The sequence below is a fragment of the Methylobacterium sp. J-088 genome, from assembly GCF_022829295.1.
GTDB lineage: Bacteria > Pseudomonadota > Alphaproteobacteria > Rhizobiales > Beijerinckiaceae > Methylobacterium.
Window position 1 is genome coordinate 1 of record NZ_JAKSYH010000218.1, and the last position, 429, is coordinate 429.

The following is a 429-nucleotide window of genomic DNA, read 5'->3' on the forward strand; positions in this document are numbered from 1 at the left end:
CCTGACCGCCGCCGCCTCGGCCGCCGACCTGCCGCGCCGCGCCGCCCCGCCGCCCGTGTTCACCCCCGTGCCGGTGTTCACCTGGTCGGGCGCCTACTTCGGTATCAACGCCGGCTACGCCTTCGACGCCTCCAGCCGCTCCACCGGCAACAGCTGCGGCGTGCCCTTCCCCTACGCCACCCCCGGCACCGTCGCCACCTTCCGCAACAACAGCCAGGACGGCTTGTCCGGCGGCGCCCAGATCGGCTACACCTGCCAGCTGACTCCGCGCAACGGCGTCGTCGTCGGCATCGAGGCCGACGCCCAGTACCTCGACTTCGGCCGCAGCCGGAACAGCTCCTTCCTCTCCGGCGGCGCGCTCGCCCCCGGCTACTACGTCACCGACCCGCGCGGCCTGTCGAGCCTCGACTACTTCGGCACCGTGCGCGG

1 pseudogene is annotated in these 429 nt (G+C 73.4%); it reads left to right on the forward strand.

The features are described from left to right. Position 1: 1 nt before the first annotated feature. Positions 2–429: pseudogene (locus MKK63_RS24285) on the forward strand (porin family protein); the annotation flags it as partial.